The following is a 25,324-nucleotide window of genomic DNA, read 5'->3' on the forward strand; positions in this document are numbered from 1 at the left end:
GTTCCTCAGATTCCTTATTATTTGCTGTAGTCGCGCGCACCAAAAATAGCTGTGCCGATGCGCACCATCGTGCTTCCCGCCGCGATTGCGGCTTCCATATCGTCCGACATTCCCAGAGACAACGTATCGACCGTGGGGTACCGCGTTTTTAATCGCGCAAATGCTACCGCCATTTGCTGGGCGACGGCAAACTGCCTTACATATTCTGACTCAGGCGCGGGGATGGCCATCAGACCGCGCAGCTCCAGATGAGGTAACTCAGCGATCTCTGCCGCTAATCCATCGAGCGCTTCCAGCGGGATGCCGGATTTGCTCTGCTCATCGCTAATGTTGATTTGAATCAGCACCTTCAGCGGCGGCAGATGCGCCGGGCGCTGTTCGTTCAGGCGGGTGGCGATTTTCAGCCGATCGACGGTGTGGCACCAGTCAAAATGCTCTGCCACCAGCCGGCTTTTGTTGGACTGCAGGGGGCCAATAAAGTGCCACTGTAGTCCACTGATGCCGGCCTGCTGGAAATGGTTAATCTTCTCCACGCCCTCCTGGACGTAGTTTTCACCAAATGCCCGCTGGCCTGCCGCGATGGCTTCTTCGATCGCGCTCGCAGGTTTTGTTTTACTCACTGCAAGCAATGTCACTTCTTCTGGCGCACGCCCGCAACGAGCGGCGGCACCGGAGATTTTGTCCCGGACCTGTGCCAGGTTATGCGCAATATCGTTCATATTCCGAGGATGAGTTATGAAGCTGGAAGAAATCGTAGCCCTTAGTGTAAAGCATAATGTCTCCGATCTACACCTGTGCAATTCCGCCGCACCGCGCTGGCGGCGGCAGGGCAAGCTGGAGCCCGCCCCGTTTCCCGCGCCGGATATCCCGGATTTACTCAACTGCTGGCTTGATGCCGCACAGTTACAGCATTGGCAGGAACAGGGCCAGATTGACTTTGCGCTGACCCTGGCCTGCGGTTTGCGGCTGCGCGCCAGCGCTTTCGCCCATACGCGTGGAATATCGCTGGTGCTACGCCTTCTGCCTGAACAGTGCCCGCGTCTGGAGACGCTGGGCGCCCCGCCTGCGCTGAGCGAGCTGCTGGCGGAAGAGAGTGGCCTGCTGCTGGTCACCGGAGCGACGGGCAGCGGCAAGTCGACCACCCTGGCGGCGATGGTGGGGCATCTCAACCAGCGTCTTGATGGCCATATCCTGACCCTGGAGGACCCGGTGGAGTTTATTCATCACAGCGAGCGCTGCCTGATCCTGCAGCGGGAGATTGGCCGTCATTGTCCTTCGTTCGCCGCGGCGCTCCGCGTGGCGCTGCGCCAGGATCCGGATGTGATCCTGCTCGGGGAGCTACGCGACAGCGAAACCATTCGTTTGGCGTTAACGGCTGCGGAGACCGGACATCTGGTAATGGCGACATTACATACCCGCGGCGCGGCGCCGGCGGTGGAGAGATTGATCGATGTCTTTCCGGCAGAGGAGAAAGATCAGGTTCGTAGTCAGCTGGCCGGAAGCCTGTGCGCGGTGCTGGCGCAAAAATTGTTGCCTGCGCGTCAGGGCGGCAGAGTTGCGCTATACGAGCTTTTGGTCAATACCCCCGCAGTAGCTAACTTGATCCGTGAAGGAAAAGTGCACCAGTTGCCCGGCATAATGCAGACCGGGATGCAGGCCGGAATGCTGACATTTACGCAGAGTTTTCAGCAACGTGTCGCCGCAGGCGAGCTGTAAGAGCAGCGTGAAGCAGACTGGGCGGGTTAAATGATATGTTAACTGAATGTTTGATTGCTGTTTCTTTATATTATTTGGTAATACAAATAATCATTATGAATAAATTCAAATAACACATTCAGTTGCGAAATGTCGACAGTGAATACGCATTTCCAGGAAAAAAGTTTGATTACCTTTTGACAGCTTTGAGGTATTCGATTTATGCTGTTTACGGGAATAGGATGATTCTCATGGAATAACGTTTCAGTTTGTAAATTGCCAAGGCTATTTATAAATTCACGACTGTTTGTATATTTTTTTATTCATTTAACCACCATGGCGGTGGGTAGCAGCTAAGGAGAGTTTTAAGTGATTAATTTAAATGGAAATTCATCATCTTCTCGTCAGGTCACATTTATTACCCATCCGTCAATTCAGAGCAAAGCTTTTGCCAGCTATCTGAGCGAAACCCTGATGGCATCAGTGGTTTTACAAAATATTAATAAACCACTGGCGCAGCGCCTGGCGAAAGATTCTGTAATATTATTTGATATCGCAGTGTCAAATAAGAAATTAAATGGGGTATGGCGAGACATTATTCGACTGCAGGCAGATAATCCTCGTTTGTTGATTATTAATAGCGCACAAAAGTATGAGTTATACGAAATGGCGCAGTGGCCGGCTTTATATGGCGTGTTCCGCCATGACGATGATGAATCGCGCTTAATTGAGGGCGTTAAGGCCGTACTGAACGGCGAACAGACGGCTGAATTGAGCGTGATGCACCCGGCGATGTACGCTGCGGACCATGCATCGGCGCCCGTTGAGAACTCGCCACTCACCGAGCGGGAATGTGAGATCCTCAACGAGCTGCGCTGTGGGGCGACGAATCTGGATATTGCCCGTGCCCTGTTTATCAGCGAGAACACGGTGCGTACGCACCTGTACAATGTGTTTCGTAAACTGAGCGTGAAGAATCGCACTCAAGCGGTGAGCTGGGCGAACGAACATCTGCGCCACTAAGCGGTCGGAAGCGCGCCGTCAGCAATTTGCCGGCGGCGCAGGAGAGCAGAGCCTAAAAGCTCTGCTCGAAGTAGCTTTCCAGAATGACCACGGCTGAGGCCGAATCAACGCTACCTTTATTCAGCGCCCGGTAGCCGCCGTGTTCAAATAAGCCTGCCCGAGCCTCCACCGTACTCAGACGTTCATCGTGAAGGACGATCGCGACGCCAAAGCGGCCATGAATTTTATTGGCGAAATTCCGCGCGCGCGCCGTCAGCGGTTGCTCGGTGCCGTCCATATTCAGCGGCAGGCCAACGATCACCGCCTCAGGCTGCCACTCTTTGAGCAGTTTTTCGATGACATTCCAGTCCGGTTTACCGTCCTGCGCCTTCAGCGCCGGTAAAGGTCGCGCGGTTGCGGTGATGCGTTGTCCCACCGCCACGCCGATGCTTTTGGTGCCGAAATCAAAGCCGAGAAAGGTTCCGCTCATCATGCATGCCCCGCGACGCCAGGCATCGTCACAATGTCGATACCAATCAGTTTAGCCGCCTCGCGCCAGCGATCGGCGATGGGCGTGCGGAAGAGAATATTCTGGTCGGCGGGGGCGGTGAGCCAGGCATTATCTAAAATCTCCTGCTCCAGTTGCCCTTTCTCCCATGAGGAGTAGCCCAGCGCAACCAGTACGTTGCCCGGCTGTCTGTCGGTACCTAAGGTTTCAAGAACATCCCGCGAGGTGGTGACCACTGTGTTATCCGAAATGCGGATACTCGAGGAGAAGTCCGAGGGCGGGGTATGCAGAATAAAGCCGCGGTCTTCCGCCAGCGGGCCGCCCAGCATCACCGGTTTATCCAGACGGATCTCCGGATTGCGCGGCTCCGGAACAATCTTGAGCTTCTCAAGGATCCCTTCCACCTGCAGATTTTCCAGCGGCTTATTGATAATAATGCCCATGGCTCCCTCGTCGTTATACTCGCAGATATAGACCACGGAGCGGCGGAAAATCGGGTCCTGAAGCGCAGGCATGGCAATCAGAAAGTGATGCTGTAAATTCATTGTCAGAGGTTCTGTTCCTGGTTCAAAAAGCAACACCCAGTATGCGGGCAAAGTAGAATAGTGTCGATGCACTTTATCTGGCTGGCGCCCGAGTGGCGCTGGCTGGCGGCGTTTCACGAGCGCGGTCAACCGCGCTCGCTGCGCCATGAGCGGACGTTTATCCGCCCTGGTGTTTATTTGGTGATACGTCTTTCGATAGCGTCCATCAGCATGCCGGTGATCGAAATATCCGGGAAGGCGGCTTCAATCTCACGCACGCAGGTGGGGCTGGTGACGTTAATTTCCGTCAGACGGTCGCCGATGATATCCAGGCCGACGAAGATAAGACCTTTGGCTTTCAGCGTCGGGCCGACGCGGCGGGCAATTTCCCAGTCGCTTTCGGTCAACGGGCGAGCTTCGCCACGGCCGCCGGCAGCCAGGTTGCCGCGGGTCTCGCCGCCCTGCGGAATACGCGCCAGGCAGTAAGGCACCGGCTCGCCGTCCACCACCAGCACGCGCTTGTCGCCGTCTTTAATGGCGGGCAGATAGTTCTGCGCCATGCAGTAGCGGCTGCCGAGCTCGGTCAGGGTCTCCGTGATCACGCCAAGGTTCGGATCGCCGGCTTTGACGCGGAAAATAGAGGCACCGCCCATGCCGTCGAGCGGCTTCATGATGATATCGCCGTGTTTTTCCCAGAAGGCCTTCAGCTGGGCTTTATTGCGGGTGACCAGCGTTTCCGGCGTCAGTTCTGAGAACCAGGCGGTGAACAGTTTCTCGTTACAGTCGCGCAGGCTCTGCGGCTTGTTGACGATAAGCGTGCCTTTCTCTTCCGCCCGCTCCAGGATGTAGGTGGCATAAATAAATTCGGTATCGAACGGCGGATCTTTACGCATCAAAATAACGTCAAGATCGGCCAGCGGCAGATCCTGCTCACCGGTGAAGTCATACCATTTATCGTAGTTCTGTTCGACGCTCAGCGTGCGCGTACGGGCGCGGGCTTCGCCGTTGATCAAATAGAGGTCGTTCATCTCCATATAATGGAGTTCATAGCCGCGACGTTGCGCTTCCAGCAACATAGCGAAGCTGGTGTCTTTCTTGATGTTGATGGTTGCGATGGGATCCATCACGATGCCGAGCTTGATCATGGTTCTTCTCCGTTAACGCCTCAACCTAAGTCGCCAAAACGCACCTGCAGGGCGGTGATGGCGGTGAGCGCAGTAGTCTCTGTACGCAGAACGCGCGGTCCCAACAGGATATCAGTAAACTGGTATTGCGCGGTCATCGCTATCTCTTCTGCCGATAGCCCACCTTCCGGACCAATCAGCAAACGGACGCGTTCAACCGGTAGCGGCAGCGTATTAATGCTGGCGCTGGCGCGCGGGTGCAGGTTGAGCTTCAGCCCGCTGTCCTGCTCGGCGCACCACTCTTCCAGCTGCATGGCCGGACGTATTTCCGGTACCACATTACGACCGCTCTGTTCGCAGGCGGCAATAGCGATTTTCTGCCACTGCTGGATCTTCTTCTGCAAACGTTCGGCGTCCAGTTTAACGCCGCAGCGCTCGGAAAACAGTGGCGTTATGAGGCTTACCCCGAGTTCGATCGATTTCTGGATAGTAAATTCCATTTTTTCACCGCGCGACATCACCTGGCCTAAGTGAATATGCAGCGGCGATTCACGATCGTCGGGTTCGCCGCTGAGCACTTCAACCGTGACATTTTTCTTGCCGGCCTCGGTGATGACGGCGTCAAATACCTGGTTACTGCCGTCAAAAAGCTGTAGGTGCTGACCTGCGGTCATGCGCAGGACGCGACCGACGTGGTTGGCCGCGTCATCGCTCAGCGCAATCTGGCTGCCGACAGTGAGGCGTTCTGGATGATGGATGCGAGGAATGCGCATGCTTGATATTCCGTTCGTTGCGCAGATGCCAGCTTCCCGCCACCGGGCGGGAAGCACAGGGCTGCAAATTAACAATTGCCGCTAGTGTAGGTTAGCTCTTTTGCGCCTGGCAAGCCTGCTGGACATACGGATTATGGTTGCCCTGCACTTTCGCGATGCGCTCATCGCGCTCACATTCCCAGGCGGTGACCGGGTACTGTTTATCCCAGGCGGTAAACAATTGAGTTTGCTGGCGGGAAAGATTCAGCTGGTAGCGGTCGCGCATATAGAAGTAGGTGCGGGCGATAGCGCCGCGGGCGCGGGCAGGGGGCTCGGCGACTTTATCTTTAAAATCGACCTTCATGGTGCACTGGCCGTACTGGCCTTCACCGCCGTTCCACTGGCTGTACATAAAGTTGCCGCGATCGCCATTGACTTCCCCTACCGCCGGCTGCAGGTTGTGCATATCGCTTTCCATCTTGCGGTACTCCGGATCTTTGGCGCAGTTTTGCCGCCCGCCTTCCTGCCAGCACTGGCGCTGATGGCCGAACTGCCACGCCGGCACCACGTGTTCCCATTCAACCCGGCTGGCGCGGTTCTCATTTTTACGCACTTTATAGCCGCAAGATTCCAGATCGATAACGCCTTTTTTACCCTGCCAGTCGATTTTACAGCCGCAATAAAAGTCGCCCGGAACGTCGGCGTTCACTTTGACGCCAGCGGCCTTGGCCTGGGAAAAACTATTAATACCGGCGGCCGCGAGCGGGCCACTGACTGCCGTGCTCAATACCGCAACGGCTAAAATATGCATACGGGACATCGTTAACTCCGTGTCAAAACGAGCCCGCAACGTAGCGAATGAGGGGGCTGGATGCAATCAGTCAGATCAGAAAGTTTCTAATAAATTCTGATGGTTATTTTTCAGCCACCAGCAGATCGCCGCAGTGAACGCAGCGGTAGGTGGCCTCGCCGCGCACCACCCGGTTATGGCGACGGACGGTGAGCTGATGCTGCTGACAGCGACAGCGGTAGGGGAAGGTGTTCTGGCGGACCGAATCGAGTTCAAAACGGTGAGTGCGACGCGCGGGAACGCCAAGGACGTTCTCCATCATCCATTTCCACTCTTTACCGTGCGGCGCGACGCGGCCAAAGTGCTGCCAGACCAGCAGGTGCGCCAGCTCGTGCGGCACCACTTCATCGATAAACTCCTGCTGATTTTCCAGCAGCAGCACCGGATTTAAACGAATTTCGTTTTTCTCCAGCCAGGCGGTGCCGGCGGAGGTACCGCGCTGCTGGTAGACCAGCGTCGGCTCAGCGTAGCGGCGTTCCAGTTTGAGGTTCGCTTTGGCGAGATGCTCCCGCAGGCTGCGCATCACGGCCTGCTGAATAGCGATGGGAATACGGGGTGTTTTCATAGCGCCAGAGGATAGTGCGACGGGCGGGGGAGAGCAAGAGGAAGCTTCCTCCCGGGAGGGGAGGAAGCTCAGGCGGGTTAGTCGCGGGCGCCGATTTCACGCAGCGGACGACCCTGCATCAGGTTACGTTCAATATGTTCCAGCGAGACGTTTTTGGTTTCCGGAATCAGCCAGATAGTCAGCAGGATAAACAGCACGTTCAGACCGCCGTACACCCAGAAGGTGTTGGCGCTGCCCAGCGAGTTGAGCATGGTCAGGAAGGTGGCGCCGACAATCATATTGGCAATCCAGTTGGTCGCTGTGGAGCAGGTGATGCCGAAGTCGCGGCCTTTCAGCGGCTGGATTTCGGAACACAGTACCCAAATCAGCGGACCGGCGCTCATGGCGAAACCGACGATGAACATCAGCAGCATCAGGACGGCGATGTACTGCGCGGCAGAGGAGTGAATGCCGATGTGCATCATGCTACCCAGCACGCCCATGCCCGCGGCCATCACGATAAAGCCGAGGATCAGCGTTGGTTTACGGCCCCAGCGGTCGACCAGACCGATAGCGATAAAGGTGGCCAGCACGTTGGTCAGACCGACGATCACCGTCCCCCACATCTGCTCGGTGGTGTTGGCATAGCCCGCCAGTTCAAAAATCTTCGGTGCGTAGTACATGATGACGTTCATGCCGGTGAACTGCTGCATCACCTGCAGCAGAATACCGAGGAACACCGCGCGGCGGAAGTTACTGTTGTCTTTGAACAGCGACCAGCCGGACTGTTTCACCTTCAGGCTTTCGCGGATTTCGTCGAGCTCACGTTTCGCTTCGGCGCTGGTATCGCGCAGGCGCAGCAGCACGCGTTCGGCATCGACGAAACGACGTTTGGCGGCGAACCAGCGCGGGCTGTCCGGCAGGAAGATAACCCCGATCAGCAGCAATACCGCCGGAATAATGATCACGCCGAGCATCCAGCGCCACGCGCCGCTGTAGCTGAAAGCGGTGTCAGAGAGATAGGCACCGAGGATCCCGATGGTGATCATCAGCTGGTACATCGAAATCATACTGCCGCGGATTTTCTCTGGCGCGATTTCCGACAGATACAGCGGAGCCGTGTATGAAGCGACGCCCACCGCCAGGCCCAGCAGCACGCGGGAAACCAGCAGGATCTCGACGTTTGGCGCGGCAGCGGAGAACAGAGAGCCGGCGACAAAGAGGATGGCGCCGATCATCAGGCTTTTTTTACGGCCCAGTTTGAAGGAGAGCCAGCCGCTGCCGACCGCACCGACGGCAGCCCCGAACATCATGGAGCTGACCACCCACTCCTGGGTGTGGGCTGAAATCTGGAACTCATTGGCAATAAAGGGTAAGGCACCCGCAATAACACCGATATCAAGGCCGAACAGCAGGCCAGCCAGCGCGGCGAGGAAACAGACGAAGAACGTCATAGTCTTGTTCGAACGCCCTTGTTTTTTGTTGTCAGGCATAACGCCCTCCAGTTGAGTTATTGATTCTGTCGATGGTTAGGGTAGGACACTCGACGGTAAAAAAACGTGATTATAGTCACGGCTGTGTAATCGTTTACACAAAGGTAAAGAAACGTAATCCATTAAATGCTTTTTAAATCAGCAGTATATACAAGGATAGTCGACATTTTGAAAAACGGTAATCAGAGTTGACCGAAACAATATGTAACATTGTGAAAAATACCCGCACGCTATGCCTGTTATGGAAACAAAGGGGCAGTCATCATAATGTAATCGCTTTCATCGCGTTACCGCGTTCCGCTGAAGCGAAGCGCAGGGGGGAGGGAGACGGAAACAAAAAGGCCAGCGCGAGGCTGGCCTTGAAGAGAGGAAGCAGGGGTTATTTCAGACCGGCCGCTTCGCGCAGCAGAGCCGCTTTGTCGGTTTTTTCCCATGGGAAATGCTCGCGACCAAAGTGACCGTAAGCCGCGGTTTCTTTGTAGATCGGGTGCAGCAGGTCCAGCATCTGAATCAGGCCGTACGGACGCAGGTCGAAGAACTCGCGCACCAGCAGGGTCAGCTGTTCAGAAGGCACTTTCTCGGTGCCGAAGGTTTCCACCATGATCGACGTCGGTTCAGCGACGCCGATAGCGTAGGAGACCTGAATTTCACAACGATCGGCCAGGCCCGCGGCAACGATGTTTTTCGCCACATAGCGTGCCGCGTAGGCTGCGGAACGGTCAACTTTAGACGGATCTTTACCGGAGAACGCGCCGCCGCCGTGACGAGCCATGCCGCCGTAGGTATCAACGATGATCTTACGACCGGTCAGACCGCAGTCGCCCATCGGGCCGCCGATAACGAAACGTCCGGTCGGGTTGATGAAGAATTTGGTCGAAGCGTTCAGCCATTCGGTCGGCAGGGTCGGCTTGATGATCTCTTCCATCACCGCTTCCTGCAGGGATTTCTGGTCGATGTCTTCCGCGTGCTGCGTGGACAGAACCACCGCATCGATGCCGACGATTTTGCCGTCGTCATACTGGAAGGTCACCTGGCTTTTCGCATCCGGACGCAGCCACGGCAGGGTGCCGTTTTTACGCACTTCAGCCTGGCGCTGCACCAGACGGTGAGCATAGGTCACCGGCGCCGGCATCAGCACGTCGGTTTCGTTGGTCGCATAGCCAAACATCAAACCCTGGTCGCCTGCGCCCTGTTCCAGCGGGTCGGCACGGTCGACGCCCTGGTTGATGTCCGGAGACTGTTTACCAATGGCGCTCAGAACGGCACACGAGTTGGCGTCAAAGCCCATATCGGAATGCACGTAGCCAATTTCGCGGACGGTGTTGCGGGTGATCTCTTCGATATCAACCCATGCGCTGGTGGTGATTTCGCCGCCTACCAGCACCATGCCGGTTTTGACATAGGTTTCACATGCGACACGCGCTTTCGGATCCTGCTCGAGGATCGCATCCAGCACGGCATCAGAGATTTGGTCAGCAATTTTGTCAGGATGCCCTTCTGATACGGACTCAGACGTAAAAAGGTGTTTTGCCATATTTTATTTCACCTGTGGACGATTCGGATAGCTCATACTGTTGTGTAATGTGGCTTTGGTGGATAATCAGCGCAAAGCCGCGCAGGTAGCGACACGAGCAGTCTGAGTGTTAATCAGTATAGACGGATTAACTTCTGGATGGCTATTTTAGGTCAATTCTTGAGCCCATTTCCAGCCTTTTTTGATGGCGGTCGCATTTATGGGAAAACCCGCCTGGCAAATTTTCCTGACAACCGCGCAAACGCACACATTTTTATTTTGCTTTTTACCCTGCTTCTCGGTATAAAACGCCGCGCGCGGCTCATTAAAAAAGCGCACGGGGCATCGCCCTGTGGTGCCACTTCCAGCCGGGTTAAGCAGTCTGTATTTACAGAATCTCGCAGCGGCGTAGCGCCTGTTGCCCGGTATGTATAGCTTTGGCTTGTCGCCGACCCTGTCGCAGGGCGGTGTGGAGGTGATACCAGATAATGAACCAATGTTTTTCGCTTGATTCGTCGCGTCGTTCTGTCGCGCGTCAGCACTCCGCAACCTGCATCTCTCTCATGCAAACCAGCCGATGTTCACCCCATCTCGGCGCTTCTCAGGATTCCAGGGCCGGTCGGTCGTTAGAAAACTGAACAAGGGCGCTCTTGCCAGGCAAGAGTTTTCTCGTGGTTTCTCCGGACTGTCATACTCTGTTCGGCTACGTGTTATACGATGATATGAATAAGAAACCGGTCGCGCAGTCGCAAAACCAGCAGATAGTGCTGGGCTTTAGGACTGTTCATGGGTTGTTATCGCATCTTTGGACTGCGATAGTAGTTAACTGTCTTACACTTATTATTAAAAATTGAGGTTCGCTATGTCTGACGACATGTCTATGGTTTCGCCTTCGTCAGCAGGCGAACACGGTGTACTACGTTCCATGCAGGAGGTAGCGATGAGCTCCCAGGAAGCCAGCAAGATGCTGCGTACTTATAATATTGCCTGGTGGGGCAATAACTATTATGACGTCAACGAACTGGGCCACATCAGCGTTTGCCCGGATCCGGACGTCCCGGAAGCGCGCGTGGACCTCGCGGAATTAGTCAAAGCCCGCGAGGCGCAAGGGCAACGTTTGCCGGCGCTGTTCTGCTTCCCGCAGATCCTGCAGCACCGCTTGCGCTCGATCAACGCCGCCTTCAAACGCGCGCGTGAATCGTACGGTTATAATGGCGATTACTTCCTTGTCTACCCGATTAAGGTTAACCAGCACCGTCGCGTGATTGAATCGCTGATCCATTCCGGCGAGCCGCTGGGACTGGAAGCCGGTTCGAAAGCCGAACTGATGGCCGTGCTGGCGCACGCCGGGATGACCCGCAGCGTCATCGTCTGTAACGGCTATAAAGACCGCGAATATATCCGCCTGGCGCTGGTGGGCGAGAAGATGGGCCACAAGGTCTATCTGGTCATCGAGAAGATGTCCGAGATCGCCATCGTGCTGGAAGAGGCCGAGCGCCTGAACGTGGTGCCGCGCCTTGGCGTGCGTGCGCGTCTGGCCTCGCAGGGCTCCGGCAAATGGCAATCCTCCGGCGGAGAGAAGTCCAAGTTTGGCCTCGCGGCGACCCAGGTACTACAGCTGGTCGAGATCCTGCGTGCCGCAGGGCACCTTGAGAGCCTGCAACTGCTGCACTTCCACCTCGGTTCGCAGATGGCCAATATTCGCGATATCGCCACCGGCGTGCGTGAATCCGCGCGTTTCTACGTCGAACTGCATAAGCTGGGCGTCAACATTCAGTGCTTTGACGTCGGCGGCGGTCTGGGCGTGGACTATGAAGGGACCCGCTCGCAGTCTGACTGCTCGGTGAACTACGGTCTGAACGAATACGCCAACAACATCATCTGGGCGATCGGCGATGCCTGCGAAGAGAACGGCCTGCCGCACCCGACGGTGATCACCGAATCCGGCCGCGCGGTGACCGCGCACCATACCGTGCTGGTTTCCAACATCATCGGCGTGGAGCGTAACGAATACACTGAGGCGACCCCGCCGGCGGAAGACGCCGCGCGTCCGCTACAGAGCATGTGGGAAACCTGGCTGGAGATGCACGAGACCGGCAACCGCCGCTCGCTGCGCGAATGGCTGCACGACAGCCAGATGGACCTGCACGATATCCATATCGGCTACTCCTCTGGCACCTTCAACCTGCAGGAGCGCGCCTGGGCCGAGCAGCTGTATCTGAACATGTGTCATGAAGTGCAGAAGCAGCTCGACCCGAGCAACCGCGCGCATCGTCCCATCATCGATGAGCTGCAGGAGCGGATGGCGGATAAAATCTACGTCAACTTCTCGCTGTTCCAGTCGATGCCGGATGCCTGGGGGATCGATCAGCTGTTCCCGGTGATGCCGCTGGAAGGGCTGAACAAGTCGCCGGAGCGCCGCGCGGTGCTGCTGGACATCACCTGCGACTCCGATGGCGCCATCGATCACTACGTGGACGGCGACGGGATCGCCACCACCATGCCGATGCCGGAGTACGACCCGGAGAACCCGCCGATGCTGGGCTTCTTTATGGTCGGCGCCTATCAGGAGATCCTTGGCAACATGCATAACCTGTTTGGCGATACCGAGGCGGTGGACGTGTTCGTCTTCCCTGACGGCAGCGTTGAGGTTGAGCTGTCCGACGAGGGCGATACCGTGGCGGATATGCTGCAGTATGTGCAGCTGGATCCGAACACGCTGCTGACCCAGTTCCGCGATCAGGTGAAAAATACCGGCCTGGACGACGCGCTGCAGCAGCAGTTCCTCGAAGAGTTTGAGGCGGGACTGTACGGCTATACTTATCTGGAAGACGAGTAACCATTGATGCCCGGTGGCTTAGCGCTTACCGGGCCTGCGAAGGTAGGCCGGATAAGGCGAAGCCGTCATCCGGCGGAATGCGATACTTACTTGAACCCGTATGCATTACCGGCGATAATTCACGCCAATAAGCGATTTATCTATCAAACCCTTCCTCGTCGGGCCTAACGACGCGGAGGGGTTTTTTTATACTTATTTTTTACGTTCCACGACTGCGAAAAGAGGTCATATCCATGAGCACTTTAGGTCATCAATACGATAACTCCCTGGTATCCAATGCCTTTGGCTTTCTGCGTTTGCCAATGAACTTCATGCCGTATGAAAGCGATGCGGACTGGGTCATCACCGGCGTGCCGTTCGATATGGCGACCTCCGGGCGCGCGGGTGGCCGTCATGGCCCGGCGGCTATCCGTCAGGTTTCCACTAACCTCGCCTGGGAGCACAACCGTTTCCCGTGGAACTTTGACATGCGCGAACGCCTGAACGTGGTGGACTGCGGCGATCTGGTGTACGCCTTCGGCGACGCGCGCGAAATGAGCGAGAAGCTGCAGGCCCACGCCGAGAAACTGCTGGCGGCAGGCAAGCGCATGCTCTCCTTCGGCGGTGACCACTTTGTTACCCTGCCGCTGCTGCGCGCCCACGCTAAGCATTTCGGTAAAATGGCGCTGGTGCACTTTGATGCCCACACCGACACTTACGCCAACGGCTGCGAGTTCGACCACGGCACCATGTTCTACACCGCGCCGAACGAAGGGCTTATCGATCCGAACCACTCCGTGCAGATTGGTATCCGTACCGAGTTCGACAAAGATAATGGCTTTACGGTGCTGGACGCCGGCCAGGTTAACGACCGCAGCGTTGATGACGTCATTGCCCAGGTGAAGCAGATCGTCGGCGACATGCCGGTGTACCTGACCTTTGATATCGACTGTCTGGATCCGGCGTTTGCGCCAGGCACCGGGACCCCGGTTATCGGCGGATTGACCTCAGACCGGGCGATCAAACTGGTGCGTGGCCTGAAGGATCTGAACATCGTGGGGATGGACGTAGTGGAAGTCGCTCCGGCCTACGATCAGTCCGAAATTACCGCTCTGGCGGCGGCGACTCTCGCTCTGGAAATGCTCTACATCCAGGCGGCGAAGAAGGGCGAATAAGCCGGGTAACCCCGACCCTCTCCCTTCCCGGGAGAGGGTTGCGCGCGGCACAGAGGGGTTATCAAGGCGCCGGGCGAGTGCTCCTGCGCGCCGGGAGAGGGCCGGCGCGCAGGAGAGGGGTCATTATCGCGTCAAAACACGTTAAACGGATATTCGACGTAGAACCGGACTTCATTCCCGCTGACGTTATAGTCGCTGGCGTTGCTGGACACGCGCAGCACCGAATAGCGTAGTCTGAATTTCAAATCTTTCGCCACGCCGTTTTGCACCTGGTATTGAACCTGGTTGAACCATTCGTGTTCTTTGCCGTTGCTGGTCTCTGAAGTTTTAATGTTATCACCGCGCACGTAGGCGGTGGTCCAGGTCAGCCCCGGTAATCCCAGCCCGGCAAAATCCAGTCCGTACGATGCCTGCCAGGAGCGTTCATCTTCACCGTTAAAATCAGACCAGTAGGAGTTGGCCAGCCAGATGGTGTTCCCGCCATCGCCGACGCCGCCCTGGTTCTGGTAGCCGCCGTAGTGGTATCCGGTGCTGCCGCTGCTTTGCTGATAAGCGACTTTAAAGGTATGAATATCCCAGATGTAGCTGGCGGCCAGGCTCCAGATGCTATTGCTGCGACCGGTGTCATTGGCATCGGCATATTCTTGATCCAGGCGTGAGTTATAGCCGTTGAAATCGAGAACCAGCTGTTGGTTGGCGGCGAACGGCTGCTTATAGTTCAGGCCAAGATACTGTTTGTTCAGCACATCTTCGACGTGTGACGCGTACAGCGCGCCGCTGAGCTGGTCGTTGAACCGGTAGCTTGCCCCGCCGAAGGTCAGGCTTTTCAGGCCGCTGTTATGGCTGTCGTCGCTTTTGCGCTGCTGGTCGGTGAGATAACCGGCGTTAATTTCCAGGCCGTCGATTTCGCGCGAGGTGAGCATGGTGCCGGTATAGCTCTCGTACAGCAGGCGTGAATCGTCAGCGTAGACGATGGGCAGCATCGGCCGCTGGCTGCCGTAGCTGAGCACGGTATTCGAAAAGCGCATTTTGCCGGTAGCGCCGAATTTGGCGAGGTCGGATTTCGCGCGGCCGTCGTCATCCTGGGCGAAAAAGTCGATCCCGCCCGCGCCGCTGCGCCCGCGACCGCCGTCAAGGCGCACCGCATACTGGGCGATACCGTCCACGCCAAAGCCGACCGGTCCCTGGGTAAAGCCCGATTCGAAGGTGGCGATAATCCCCTGGCCCCATTCGGCTTTATCCGGCAACCCATCGCGATAATCACGTTTGATATAAGCGTTACGCAAAAAGAGATCCAGATGGCTGTCGTCAATAAAGCCCTGACTGGCGGATTGTTGGCTGGCGAAAGTCGGCGTGGCGGCAATAATGCCAAGTGCGATTAACGATAATTCTTTTTTCACTGAAGGCACTTCTCTGTCTGTCGATATATTCAAGGGAATCACTGCAGTCGCGATATTCTCCTGAAATAATGTCGAAAGCAATCATTGTGTGAGCAATGGTATCGCCAGGAAACAAGCTGTGTGGCGCACGCCGGCTGCGTTTGGCGAAGAGGGGTGGACTATTTATTATCTGGAGGAACGCGGTTCTTAAAGGCGGATTGTGTACGCTGTTTTTTATTTGCCAAATAATATCTTGCTGAGTGACAGCGCTTAAAATAATTGGCTGTGACGAGGTGCAGCAATAATTAACGGTTTGTGCGCTTAAGTTATCAATTCATGCGGCTAAATATTTTTACAGGGATATAAAAAAGGGAGGCGATAATGCCTCCCGCTGTCGATTATTTAATCCCGTCGGCTTTCATGCGATCGCGAATATGCTGGGCGCGAGCTTCGGAGGCCGGGTGATCGTCAAACATAGAGCTCTGACGACCGGCTTCCAGCTTGGCCAGTTTTTCGAAGCTGGTGGCCAGTCCCGACGGATTGATGCCGCGCTTACGCAACAGGTCATAAGAGTAGTCATCCGCTTCCGATTCCTGACGCTGGGAGAACTGCGAGTTCACCAGTTTTTCGCCTAAATCGCCCAGCTGCGACTGCGACAGGCTGCCGACGATGCCGCCGGCGGAGGCCGCCGCCGCACGCACGGCGTTGGTCCCCAGCGCGACCTGCATGCCTTTCTTCACGTGGCCCAGCGCAACGTGACCCATTTCGTGGCCGATAACCGCTTCAACTTCATTATCGTTCATCAGGTCCATCAGCCCGCTGTAAACGCGGATGCAGCCGTTCGCCATCGCGAAGGCGTTCACATCCTTGGTCTCATAGACCTTGTAGTTCACTGGTTGGCCATTGATGTTATCGCCCAGCGCGGTCGCGATTTTGCTCAAACGCTGGCTGTATTCACTGCTGGCCGGGGCGATTTTCGCTTTGGCGTCCATCTCTTTACAGGCCTGGTCGCTTAAGGTTTTCACCTGCGCGTCGCTGAGGGAGTACGCCTGGAAGGCTTCGGCGCCTGAGCTGAGCAGACCATTGGAGTCCATGTTCTGACATCCGGTGAGGGTTGCTGCGATCCCAAGAGCAAGTACGGTTGAGCGAATTTTCATTTTTTTATCTTCCACAATCTTATGGTTGTTTATCCGACAATACGGCGACGGCAGGGAACCGTATTCTGCGTAAATTATAAAGAGTATCGCAGGATGCGGGCGAGCGGATTCCGGGGTAGCACAACCTGTTCCAGAGATTTCTTAAAGGGCAAAAGGATGCTCCATGTACATGACTTGTCGCTTGGGTTACATTGTTCACACTTTTTTCCGGCGTAGCCCAAAACGCGCTCTCGTCAAGTCGTTAAGGGCATGGCCTTCAACAGTCCGAACTGGAGTCAAAATGTCCTCACGTAAAGAGCTTGCTAACGCTATTCGTGCGCTGAGCATGGACGCTGTACAGAAAGCCAAATCCGGCCACCCGGGGGCCCCGATGGGTATGGCTGACATTGCCGAAGTGCTGTGGCGTGATTTCCTGAACCATAACCCGAACAATCCGGCCTGGGCTGACCGTGACCGTTTTGTGTTGTCAAATGGCCATGGTTCGATGCTGATTTACAGCCTGCTGCACCTCACTGGCTACGATCTGCCGATTGAAGAGCTGAAAAACTTCCGCCAGCTGCACTCCAAAACCCCGGGTCACCCGGAAGTCGGCTACACCGCGGGCGTGGAAACCACCACCGGTCCGCTGGGCCAGGGTATCGCTAACGCGGTCGGGATGGCTATTGCCGAGAAAACTCTGGCGGCGCAGTTCAACCGTCCGGGCCACGATATCGTCGATCACTACACCTACGCCTTCATGGGCGACGGCTGCATGATGGAAGGCATTTCTCATGAAGTGTGCTCCCTGGCCGGTACTCTGAAACTGGGCAAACTGGTGGCCTTCTATGATGACAACGGCATCTCCATCGACGGCCACGTTGAAGGCTGGTTCACCGACGATACCGCGAAACGCTTTGAAGCCTACGGCTGGCACGTGGTACGCGGCGTTGACGGTCACGACGCTGACGCCATCAAACGCGCAGTAGAAGAAGCGCGTGCAGTTACCGACAAACCGTCCCTGCTGATGTGCAAAACCATCATTGGTTTCGGTTCGCCGAACAAAGCCGGTACCCACGACTCCCACGGCGCACCGCTGGGCGACGCCGAAATCGCCCTGACCCGCGAAGCGCTGGGCTGGAAACACGCGCCGTTTGACATCCCGTCTGACATCTATGCCCAGTGGGATGCCAAAGAAGCCGGCCAGGCGAAAGAAGCGGCGTGGAATGAGAAGTTTGCTGCCTATGCCAAAGCCTTCCCGCAGGAAGCGGCCGAATTCACCCGTCGTATGAAAGGTGAGATGCCGTCTGACTTCGACGCCAAAGCTAACGAGTTCATCGCGAAGCTGCAGGCTAACCCGGCGAAAATCGCCAGCCGTAAAGCGTCGCAGAATGCTATCGAAGCCTTCGGCCCGCTGCTGCCGGAATTCCTCGGCGGCTCCGCTGACCTGGCGCCATCTAACCTGACCCTGTGGTCTGGTTCTAAGCCGATCAACGAAGACATCGCGGGTAACTACATTCATTACGGCGTGCGTGAATTCGGTATGACCGCTATCGCCAACGGTATCGCGCTGCACGGCGGTTTCCTGCCGTACACCTCCACCTTCCTGATGTTCGTGGAATACGCGCGTAATGCGGTACGTATGGCCGCGCTGATGAAACAGCGTCAGGTGATGGTCTACACCCACGACTCCATCGGTCTGGGTGAAGACGGCCCGACTCACCAGCCGGTAGAGCAGGTGGCTTCCCTGCGCGTGACGCCGAACATGTCCACCTGGCGTCCGTGTGACCAGGTTGAATCCGCGATTGCGTGGAAATATGGCGTAGAGCGTCAGGACGGCCCGACCGCGCTGATCCTCTCCCGTCAGAACCTGGCGCAGCAGGAGCGTACCGCAGAGCAGCTGGCAAACGTCGCTCGCGGCGGTTACGTGCTGAAAGATTGTGCCGGCCAGCCGGAGCTGATCTTCATCGCCACCGGTTCCGAAGTGGAGCTGGCAGTGGCCGCGTGGGACAAACTGACTGCCGAAGGCGTGAAGGCGCGCGTGGTCTCCATGCCGTCCACCGACGCGTTCGACAAGCAGGATGCCGCTTATCGTGAATCCGTACTGCCGAAAGCCGTTTCTGCCCGCGTCGCGGTAGAAGCCGGTATCGCGGACTACTGGTTCAAATACGTTGGCCTGAACGGCGCTATCGTTGGCATGACCACCTTCGGTGAGTCTGCGCCGGCTGAGCAGCTGTTCGAAGAGTTCGGCTTCACCGTCGACAACGTGGTCGCTAAAGCGAAAGCGCTGCTGTAATGGCTGGTACGGTGCGGGCTGATGCCCTCACCCCAGCCCTCTCCCACAGGAGAGGGTGCAAACACCAAAAACGGTAACCCCTGGGTTACCGTTTTGCTGTTACCTCGCCACCCGGCTTTTTTGTATGCACTATTCTTCGAACATGTAACCACCCTGTGAATTATTCCAAAGGAAATGTGACGCAAGTCATATAGCTGGTTTATTGCGCTGGACAAACATTCCTTTTATTCCTTGTTTCGCTTATTCTAGCTGAAGCGTTTCAGTCGTTTAAATGTTCGACAATTAATCAATCAGTCGCAGTTTGCAGCTGGTAAGGTTCCCCTCAGAGCGTTGCTGGATTACTCTGTCAGCCACCTCAAAAAAGGGTCAGCCTTGCAGGAGATCTATGACCATTCGCATCGCGATTAATGGCTTCGGTCGTATTGGACGCAACGTGGTTCGTGCGCTATATGAGTCCGGGCGTCGTGCGGAAATCACCGTGGTGGCAATCAATGAGCTGGCGGATGCGGCAGGGATCGCGCATTTGTTGAAATATGATACCAGCCATGGCCGCTTCGCGTGGGATGTCCGTCAGGAGCGCGAACAGCTGTTTGTTGGCGATGATGCCATCCGCCTGCTACACGAGCCGACCATTGCGGCGCTGCCGTGGCGCGAGCTGGCGGTAGACGTGGTGCTCGACTGCACCGGCGTATACGGGAGTCGTGAACACGGCGAAGCCCATCTGCAGGCTGGCGCGAAGAAAGTGCTCTTCTCCCATCCTGGCGGCAACGATCTCGACGCGACGGTGGTCTATGGCGTCAATCAGGATGAGCTCCGCGCCGAGCACCGCATTGTCTCCAACGCCTCCTGCACCACCAACTGCATTATTCCGATCATTAAACTGTTAGATGATGCCTATGGCATTGAGTCCGGCACCGTCACCACCATTCATTCGGCGATGCATGACCAGCAGGTGATTGACGCCTACCATCCGGATCTGCGGCGTACCCGCGCGGCCAGCCAGTCGATTATTCCGGTGGATACCAAACTGGCGGCAGGGATCACCCGTATTTTCCCGCAGTTTAATGACCGTTTTGAAGCGATTGCCGTGCGGGTGCCGACGATAAACGTGACGGCAATTGACCTGAGCGTGACGGTGAAAAAACCGGTAAAAGCATGTGAAGTCAACCAGTTGCTGCAAAAAGCAGCACAAGGTGCATTTCATGGTATAGTTGACTATACGGAATTACCGTTGGTCTCGACAGATTTTAACCACGATCCGCACAGTGCTATTGTTGATGGCACGCAAACCCGGGTCAGTGGCGCGCATCTGATCAAAACGCTGGTCTGGTGCGATAACGAATGGGGCTTTGCTAACCGAATGCTCGACACGACGTTAGCGATGGCGGCTATTGGTTTCAGGTTCGACGCATAAACGTCGACAAAACTTTATGAATCAACGAGAGGATTCACCATGTCTGTAATTAAGATGACCGATCTGGATCTGGCTGGTAAACGCGTTTTTATCCGTGCGGATCTGAACGTACCAGTTAAAGACGGGAAAGTAACCAGCGACGCACGTATCCGTGCATCTCTGCCGACCATTGAACTGGCGCTGAAGCAGGGCGCGAAAGTCATGGTTACTTCTCACCTGGGTCGTCCGACCGAAGGCGAGTACAACGAAGAATTCTCTCTGCTGCCGGTTGTTAATTACCTGAAAGACAAACTGTCCAACCCGGTACGTCTGGTTAAAGACTACCTGGATGGCGTGGAAGTGGCTGCCGGTGAGCTGGTGGTTCTGGAAAACGTTCGCTTCAACAAAGGCGAGAAAAAAGACGACGAAGCGCTGTCCAAAAAATACGCCGCGCTGTGCGACGTGTTCGTGATGGATGCTTTCGGTACTGCGCACCGCGCGCAGGCTTCCACCCACGGCATCGGCAAATTTGCTGACGTGGCGTGCGCAGGCCCGCTGCTGGCCGCTGAACTGGACGCGCTGGGTAAAGCGCTGAAAGAGCCGGCTCGTCCGATGGTCGCTATCGTGGGTGGTTCTAAAGTGTCCACCAAACTGACCGTGCTGGATTCCCTGTCTAAAATCGCTGACCAGCTGATCGTCGGCGGCGGTATCGCCAACACCTTCGTTGCTGCCCAGGGCCACAACGTCGGTAAATCCCTGTACGAAGCAGACCTGGTTGATGAAGCTAAGCGCCTGCTGAGCACCTGTGATATCCCGGTTCCGACTGACGTTCGCGTGGCGACCGAGTTCTCCGAAACCGCAACGGCAACCCTGAAATCTGTTAACGACATCAAAGATGACGAGCAGATTCTGGACCTTGGCGACGTTTCCGCACAGAAACTGGCCGACATCCTGAAAAACGCCAAAACCATCCTGTGGAACGGCCCGGTTGGCGTATTCGAATTCCCGAACTTCCGTAAAGGGACTGAAATCGTGGCTAACGCTATCGCGGACAGCGAAGGTTTCTCCATCGCCGGCGGCGGTGACACCCTGGCAGCGATCGACCTGTTCGGCATCGCTGACAAAATCTCCTACATCTCCACTGGCGGCGGCGCATTCCTTGAATTCGTCGAAGGCAAAGTCCTGCCGGCAGTAGCGATGCTCGAAGAGCGCGCTAAGCAGTAATTCAGTTCAGGCGGGGAAACCCGCCTGTTTTTCAGCGCGCTTAAGGGCTCGCGAACCTTCTTCAACGGTCGAAGATACAGATACAGGACTAAGTAACATGTCTAAAATTTTTGATTTCGTAAAACCGGGCGTCATCACTGGCGACGACGTTCAGAAAGTGTTCCAGGTAGCGAAAGAAAACAACTTTGCACTGCCGGCGGTAAACTGCGTAGGTACTGACTCCATCAACGCCGTTCTGGAAGCTGCTGCGAAAGTTCGCTCTCCGGTTATCGTTCAGTTCTCTAACGGCGGCGCCGCGTTCATCGCAGGTAAAGGCGTGAAAACTGACGTTCCTCAGGGTGCTGCTATCCTCGGCGCTATCTCTGGCGCGCACCACGTGCACCAGATGGCTGAGCACTACGGCGTGCCGGTTATCCTGCACACTGACCACTGCGCGAAGAAACTGCTGCCGTGGATCGACGGTCTGCTGGACGCCGGTGAAAAACACTTCGCCGCTACCGGTAAACCGCTGTTCTCTTCTCACATGATCGACCTGTCTGAAGAGTCCCTGCACGAAAACATCGAAATCTGCTCTAAATACCTGGCGCGCATGGCCAAAATGGACATGACCCTGGAAATCGAACTGGGTTGCACCGGTGGTGAAGAAGACGGCGTGGACAACAGCCACATGGACGCTTCCGCCCTGTACACTCAGCCGGAAGATGTGGATTACGCCTACACCGAGCTGAGCAAAATCAGCCCGCGCTTCACCATTGCCGCTTCCTTCGGTAACGTACACGGCGTGTACAAACCGGGTAACGTGGTTCTGACTCCGACCATCCTGCGCGACTCTCAGGAATATGTTTCCAAGAAACACAACCTGCCGCACAACAGCCTGAACTTCGTCTTCCACGGCGGTTCCGGTTCTTCCGCTCAGGAAATCAAAGACTCCGTCAGCTACGGCGTAGTGAAAATGAACATCGATACCGACACCCAATGGGCGACCTGGGACGGTATCCTGCAGTACTACAAAACTAACGAAGCTTACCTGCAGGGCCAGCTGGGCAACCCGAAAGGCGAAGACCAGCCGAACAAGAAATACTACGATCCGCGCGTATGGCTGCGTGCTGCACAGACTTCCATGGTGACCCGTCTGGAGCAGGCATTTAAAGAGCTGAACGCGATCGACGTTCTGTAAGAAAAATCTGTTTCTTACCCTGAAGCCCGCAGCAATGCGGGCTTTTTTATTACTTTAACAACAGGATAGCGTGCAGGAAAACTGTGATCCATTTGGCAAAACGTGCACTTATTGTTTACCCTATAACCTGACTGCCCTGTTGCAGGCTGAGTTATTTACTTCCCCGTTCGGGGATTCATAAGGAATGTTAAATGGAAGATTTGAACGTTGTCGATAGCATCAACAACGCCGGGACGTGGCTGGCACGCAACCAGGAGCTGCTGCTGAGCTATGCCGTCAACATCGTGGCGGCGATCGTTATCCTGGTCATCGGGATGATCGTGGCGCGCATCGTCTCTAACACCGTCAACCGCCTGATGCTGGCGCGTAAGATTGATGCCACCGTTGCTGATTTTCTCTCGGCGCTGGTGCGTTACGCGGTTATCGCCTTCACCCTGATTGCCGCCCTGGGCCGGGTAGGCGTGCAGACCGCCTCGGTCATTGCTGTGCTGGGTGCCGCCGGTTTGGCGGTGGGTTTAGCGCTGCAGGGATCGCTGTCGAACCTTGCCGCAGGCGTACTACTGGTGATGTTCCGCCCGTTCCGCGCGGGTGAATATGTCGATCTCGGCGGTATCGCCGGCACCGTGCAGAACGTGCAGATTTTCTCCACCACCCTGCGTACCGCAGATGGCAAAATCGTGGTGGTGCCGAATGGCAAAATCATCGCCGGCAACATCATTAACTTCTCCCGCGAACCGGCGCGCCGCAATGAGTTTATCATTGGCGTATCCTACGATGCCGATATCGACAAGGTGAAGCAGCTGCTGACCTCGATTATCGAATCTGACGATCGTATTCTGCGCGATCGCGAAATGACCGTACGCCTGAACGAACTTGGCGCCTCATCGGTGAACTTCGTGGTTCGCGTGTGGAGCAAAAGCAGCGATCTGCAAAACGTCTACTGGGACGTGCTGGAGCGTATTAAGCGTGATTTCGACGCTAACGGCATCAGTTTCCCGTATCCGCAGATGGATGTTCATGTGGTACAACTGCCGGAAAAAGCAGAGTAAATCATCACTGACAGAGTCAGGCCGGCCATGCCGGCCTTTTTTAATGGCTCGCTATTAGCTTAGCTTATTAATGATTAATACTTTCAATTTCCGCTAATAATCCATTCGCGTTATAGTCAGCGCCACTCTCGAACACAGCGGAAAAATCCTTATGTTTACCTATTACTTTCAGGGCCTTGCCCTGGGAGCGGCAATGATTTTGCCGCTTGGCCCGCAAAATGCTTTTGTGATGAATCAGGGGATCCGTCGTCAGTATCACCTGATGATTGCCCTGCTGTGCGCGGTCAGCGACTTGCTGTTGATCTGCGCCGGTATTTTTGGTGGTAGCGCGCTGCTGATGCAATCCCCATGGCTGCTGGCGATAGTGACCTGGGGCGGCGTGGCCTTTTTGTTGTGGTATGGCTTCGGCGCACTGAAAACGGCGTTCAGTCAGAATCTTGAGCTCGCCAGCGCCGAGGTGATGCAGCAGGGGCGCTGGAAAATCATTATAACTATGCTGGCGGTCACCTGGCTGAACCCGCATGTTTACCTGGATACCTTTGTGGTGCTGGGCAGCCTGGGAGGGCAGCTGGCGGTGGAGCCGAAGCGCTGGTTTGCGCTGGGGACCATTAGCGCCTCTTTCCTGTGGTTCTTTGGCCTGGCGCTGTTAGCCGCCTGGCTGGCGCCGCGGCTGCGTACCGCCAAAGCCCAGCGGATCATCAATATTGTGGTCGGCGCCGTCATGTGGTTTATTGCGTTTCAGCTGGCAAAAGAGGGCGTCGGCCATATCCTGGCGTTGCTCAACTAAGCGTTGTCCGATGGACTTTCCTGCTGTACGCGCTAAGCTTGCTGGCATGCGTCCCGTAAGGGCGATTTAAGTAACATGGAGAAACGACAGTGAAGTTAAAAGTCTTAGCCCTGGCGGCAGCACTCGGATTTAGCACAATGGCGGCACAGGCAAACGAATTGCCAGACGGTCCGCACATTGTGACTTCAGGCACAGCAAGCGTTGCCGCGGTTCCGGATATTGCCACCCTGGCGATCGAAGTGAACGTCGCGGCGAAAGATGCCGCATCGGCGAAAAAGCAGGCAGACGATCGCGTCGCGCAGTATCTCTCTTTCCTTGAAAAGAGCGGTATCGCGAAAAAAGACATTAGCTCGGCGAATCTGCGTACCCAGCCTGATTATGACTATCAGAACGGGAAAAGCATTCTCAAAGGCTATCGGGCGGTGCGCACCGTGGAAGTGACGTTGCGCCAGCTGGATAAACTTAACGGCCTGCTGGACGGCGCGCTGAAGGCGGGACTGAACGAAATCCGCTCCGTTTCGCTGGGCGTTGCGCAACCGGATGCCTACAAGGATAAGGCACGTAAAGCGGCGATCGATGACGCGGTGCATCAGGCACAGGAGCTGGCGGCTGGCTTCCACAGCAAGCTGGGGCCGGTCTACAGCGTGCGCTACCACGTCTCCAACTATCAGCCGAGCCCGATGGTGCGTATGATGAAGGCCGCTGACGCTGCGCCGGTTTCAGCCCAGGAAACCTACGAGCAGGCGACTATCCAGTTTGACGACCAGGTTGACGTGGTCTTTGAGCTGCAGCCAGCTCAGGCCGCCGCGCCAGCCGCGCCGGCGAAACCGGCGGAAGAGCCGAAACCAGCGCAGTAAGCGATAGAAACAAAAAAGCCACTTCCGGGAA

The 25,324-nt window shown here is 56.1% G+C and carries 24 protein-coding genes; 13 read left to right on the top strand and 11 right to left on the bottom strand.

Annotated features, from left to right (window positions below):
- Positions 1–17 precede the first annotated feature (17 nt).
- Positions 18–719 carry a YggS family pyridoxal phosphate-dependent enzyme gene (locus NKJ21_RS08180; RefSeq protein WP_023298214.1) on the bottom strand — a complete coding sequence of 234 codons (702 nt, stop codon included), beginning with the start codon at positions 717–719 and terminating at the stop codon, positions 18–20.
- Positions 720–735: 16 nt separating this feature from the next.
- On the opposite strand from NKJ21_RS08180, the gene NKJ21_RS08185 reads away from it, so the two are divergent.
- Both NKJ21_RS08185 and NKJ21_RS08190 read left to right on the top strand, forming a co-directional pair.
- Positions 736–1,716, top strand: a complete 981-nt coding sequence (locus tag NKJ21_RS08185) for a type IV pilus twitching motility protein PilT (RefSeq protein WP_042948086.1) — start codon at positions 736–738, stop codon at positions 1,714–1,716.
- Positions 1,717–2,064: 348 nt separating this feature from the next.
- The gene (locus NKJ21_RS08190; protein ID WP_008806465.1) at positions 2,065–2,718 is read left to right on the top strand and encodes a LuxR C-terminal-related transcriptional regulator; all 654 of its coding nucleotides are present in this window, start codon (positions 2,065–2,067) and stop codon (positions 2,716–2,718) included.
- A 52-nt stretch (positions 2,719–2,770) separates the two neighbouring features.
- On the opposite strand, the gene ruvX is transcribed toward NKJ21_RS08190, so the two are convergent.
- The 8 genes from ruvX to metK all read right to left on the bottom strand — a co-directional run bounded on the left by ruvX (position 2,771) and on the right by metK (position 10,026).
- Entirely contained in the window at positions 2,771–3,187 is a 417-nt protein-coding gene (gene ruvX, locus NKJ21_RS08195) for a Holliday junction resolvase RuvX (RefSeq protein WP_012540565.1), read from the bottom strand.
- On the bottom strand, positions 3,187–3,750 hold the full coding sequence (locus NKJ21_RS08200) for a YqgE/AlgH family protein (protein WP_012540566.1): 564 nt from the start codon (positions 3,748–3,750) through the stop codon (positions 3,187–3,189). Before NKJ21_RS08200 ends, ruvX begins: the two co-directional genes overlap by 1 nt.
- A 173-nt stretch (positions 3,751–3,923) precedes the next feature.
- Positions 3,924–4,874 (bottom strand): glutathione synthase, encoded by a 951-nt coding sequence (gshB, locus tag NKJ21_RS08205; protein ID WP_008806462.1) that lies wholly within the window; start codon positions 4,872–4,874, stop codon positions 3,924–3,926.
- 20 nt (positions 4,875–4,894) lie between these two features.
- Entirely contained in the window at positions 4,895–5,626 is a 732-nt protein-coding gene (gene rsmE, locus NKJ21_RS08210) for a 16S rRNA (uracil(1498)-N(3))-methyltransferase (RefSeq protein WP_023323263.1), read from the bottom strand.
- Between the two features lie 91 nt (positions 5,627–5,717).
- The gene (gene endA, locus NKJ21_RS08215; RefSeq protein WP_008806460.1) at positions 5,718–6,425 is read right to left on the bottom strand and encodes a deoxyribonuclease I; all 708 of its coding nucleotides are present in this window, start codon (positions 6,423–6,425) and stop codon (positions 5,718–5,720) included.
- A 94-nt stretch (positions 6,426–6,519) separates the two neighbouring features.
- Positions 6,520–7,020, bottom strand: a complete 501-nt coding sequence (locus tag NKJ21_RS08220; RefSeq protein ID WP_008806459.1) for a SprT family zinc-dependent metalloprotease — start codon at positions 7,018–7,020, stop codon at positions 6,520–6,522.
- Between the two features lie 77 nt (positions 7,021–7,097).
- Positions 7,098–8,492, bottom strand: a complete 1,395-nt coding sequence (locus NKJ21_RS08225) for a sugar porter family MFS transporter (protein WP_239270437.1) — start codon at positions 8,490–8,492, stop codon at positions 7,098–7,100.
- Between the two features lie 379 nt (positions 8,493–8,871).
- Positions 8,872–10,026, bottom strand: coding sequence for a methionine adenosyltransferase (gene metK / locus NKJ21_RS08230; protein ID WP_008806457.1), 1,155 nt, complete (start codon positions 10,024–10,026; stop codon positions 8,872–8,874).
- Positions 10,027–10,164: 138 nt separating this feature from the next.
- Between metK and NKJ21_RS08235 the strand changes: the two genes are divergently transcribed.
- From NKJ21_RS08235 to speB, 4 genes are all read left to right on the top strand, one after another.
- Complete coding sequence (locus NKJ21_RS08235; protein WP_136047534.1) at positions 10,165–10,440, top strand: hypothetical protein; 276 nt, start codon at positions 10,165–10,167, stop codon at positions 10,438–10,440.
- A 287-nt stretch (positions 10,441–10,727) separates the two neighbouring features.
- Positions 10,728–10,859 carry an acid stress response protein YqgB gene (gene yqgB, locus NKJ21_RS08240; RefSeq protein ID WP_002916578.1) on the top strand — a complete coding sequence of 44 codons (132 nt, stop codon included), beginning with the start codon at positions 10,728–10,730 and terminating at the stop codon, positions 10,857–10,859.
- 8 nt (positions 10,860–10,867) lie between these two features.
- A complete protein-coding gene (gene speA, locus NKJ21_RS08245) occupies positions 10,868–12,844 on the top strand; it encodes a biosynthetic arginine decarboxylase (protein ID WP_008806456.1) in 1,977 nt (658 codons plus the stop codon).
- Between the two features lie 233 nt (positions 12,845–13,077).
- A complete protein-coding gene (speB, locus tag NKJ21_RS08250; RefSeq protein ID WP_002916572.1) occupies positions 13,078–13,998 on the top strand; it encodes an agmatinase in 921 nt (306 codons plus the stop codon).
- Between the two features lie 131 nt (positions 13,999–14,129).
- Here the strand turns inward: speB and NKJ21_RS08255 are convergent, their stop codons facing one another.
- Both NKJ21_RS08255 and NKJ21_RS08260 read right to left on the bottom strand, forming a co-directional pair.
- Positions 14,130–15,398 carry an OprD family outer membrane porin gene (locus tag NKJ21_RS08255; protein ID WP_008806455.1) on the bottom strand — a complete coding sequence of 423 codons (1,269 nt, stop codon included), beginning with the start codon at positions 15,396–15,398 and terminating at the stop codon, positions 14,130–14,132.
- Positions 15,399–15,775: 377 nt separating this feature from the next.
- On the bottom strand, positions 15,776–16,534 hold the full coding sequence (locus NKJ21_RS08260) for a M48 family metallopeptidase (protein ID WP_012540572.1): 759 nt from the start codon (positions 16,532–16,534) through the stop codon (positions 15,776–15,778).
- A gap of 280 nt (positions 16,535–16,814) precedes the next feature.
- On the opposite strand from NKJ21_RS08260, the gene tkt reads away from it, so the two are divergent.
- The 7 genes from tkt to NKJ21_RS08295 all read left to right on the top strand — a co-directional run bounded on the left by tkt (position 16,815) and on the right by NKJ21_RS08295 (position 25,293).
- A complete protein-coding gene (gene tkt, locus NKJ21_RS08265; RefSeq protein WP_254732830.1) occupies positions 16,815–18,806 on the top strand; it encodes a transketolase in 1,992 nt (663 codons plus the stop codon).
- 385 nt (positions 18,807–19,191) lie between these two features.
- A complete protein-coding gene (gene epd, locus NKJ21_RS08270; RefSeq protein ID WP_004205289.1) occupies positions 19,192–20,220 on the top strand; it encodes an erythrose-4-phosphate dehydrogenase in 1,029 nt (342 codons plus the stop codon).
- 39 nt (positions 20,221–20,259) lie between these two features.
- Positions 20,260–21,423: a phosphoglycerate kinase gene (gene pgk / locus NKJ21_RS08275; RefSeq protein ID WP_008806453.1), complete on the top strand. Its 1,164-nt coding sequence runs from the start codon at positions 20,260–20,262 to the stop codon at positions 21,421–21,423.
- A 97-nt stretch (positions 21,424–21,520) separates the two neighbouring features.
- A complete protein-coding gene (gene fbaA / locus NKJ21_RS08280) occupies positions 21,521–22,600 on the top strand; it encodes a class II fructose-bisphosphate aldolase (RefSeq protein WP_008806452.1) in 1,080 nt (359 codons plus the stop codon).
- 191 nt (positions 22,601–22,791) lie between these two features.
- Positions 22,792–23,649: a small-conductance mechanosensitive channel MscS gene (locus NKJ21_RS08285; RefSeq protein WP_012967232.1), complete on the top strand. Its 858-nt coding sequence runs from the start codon at positions 22,792–22,794 to the stop codon at positions 23,647–23,649.
- Positions 23,650–23,800: 151 nt separating this feature from the next.
- Positions 23,801–24,436, top strand: coding sequence for an arginine exporter ArgO (gene argO, locus NKJ21_RS08290; protein ID WP_008806450.1), 636 nt, complete (start codon positions 23,801–23,803; stop codon positions 24,434–24,436).
- Between the two features lie 89 nt (positions 24,437–24,525).
- Entirely contained in the window at positions 24,526–25,293 is a 768-nt protein-coding gene (locus NKJ21_RS08295; RefSeq protein ID WP_012967233.1) for an oxidative stress defense protein, read from the top strand.
- Positions 25,294–25,324 lie beyond the last annotated feature (31 nt).

The organism is Klebsiella sp. SWET4 (genome assembly GCF_024296565.1).
GTDB classification, from domain to species: domain Bacteria; phylum Pseudomonadota; class Gammaproteobacteria; order Enterobacterales; family Enterobacteriaceae; genus Klebsiella; species Klebsiella variicola.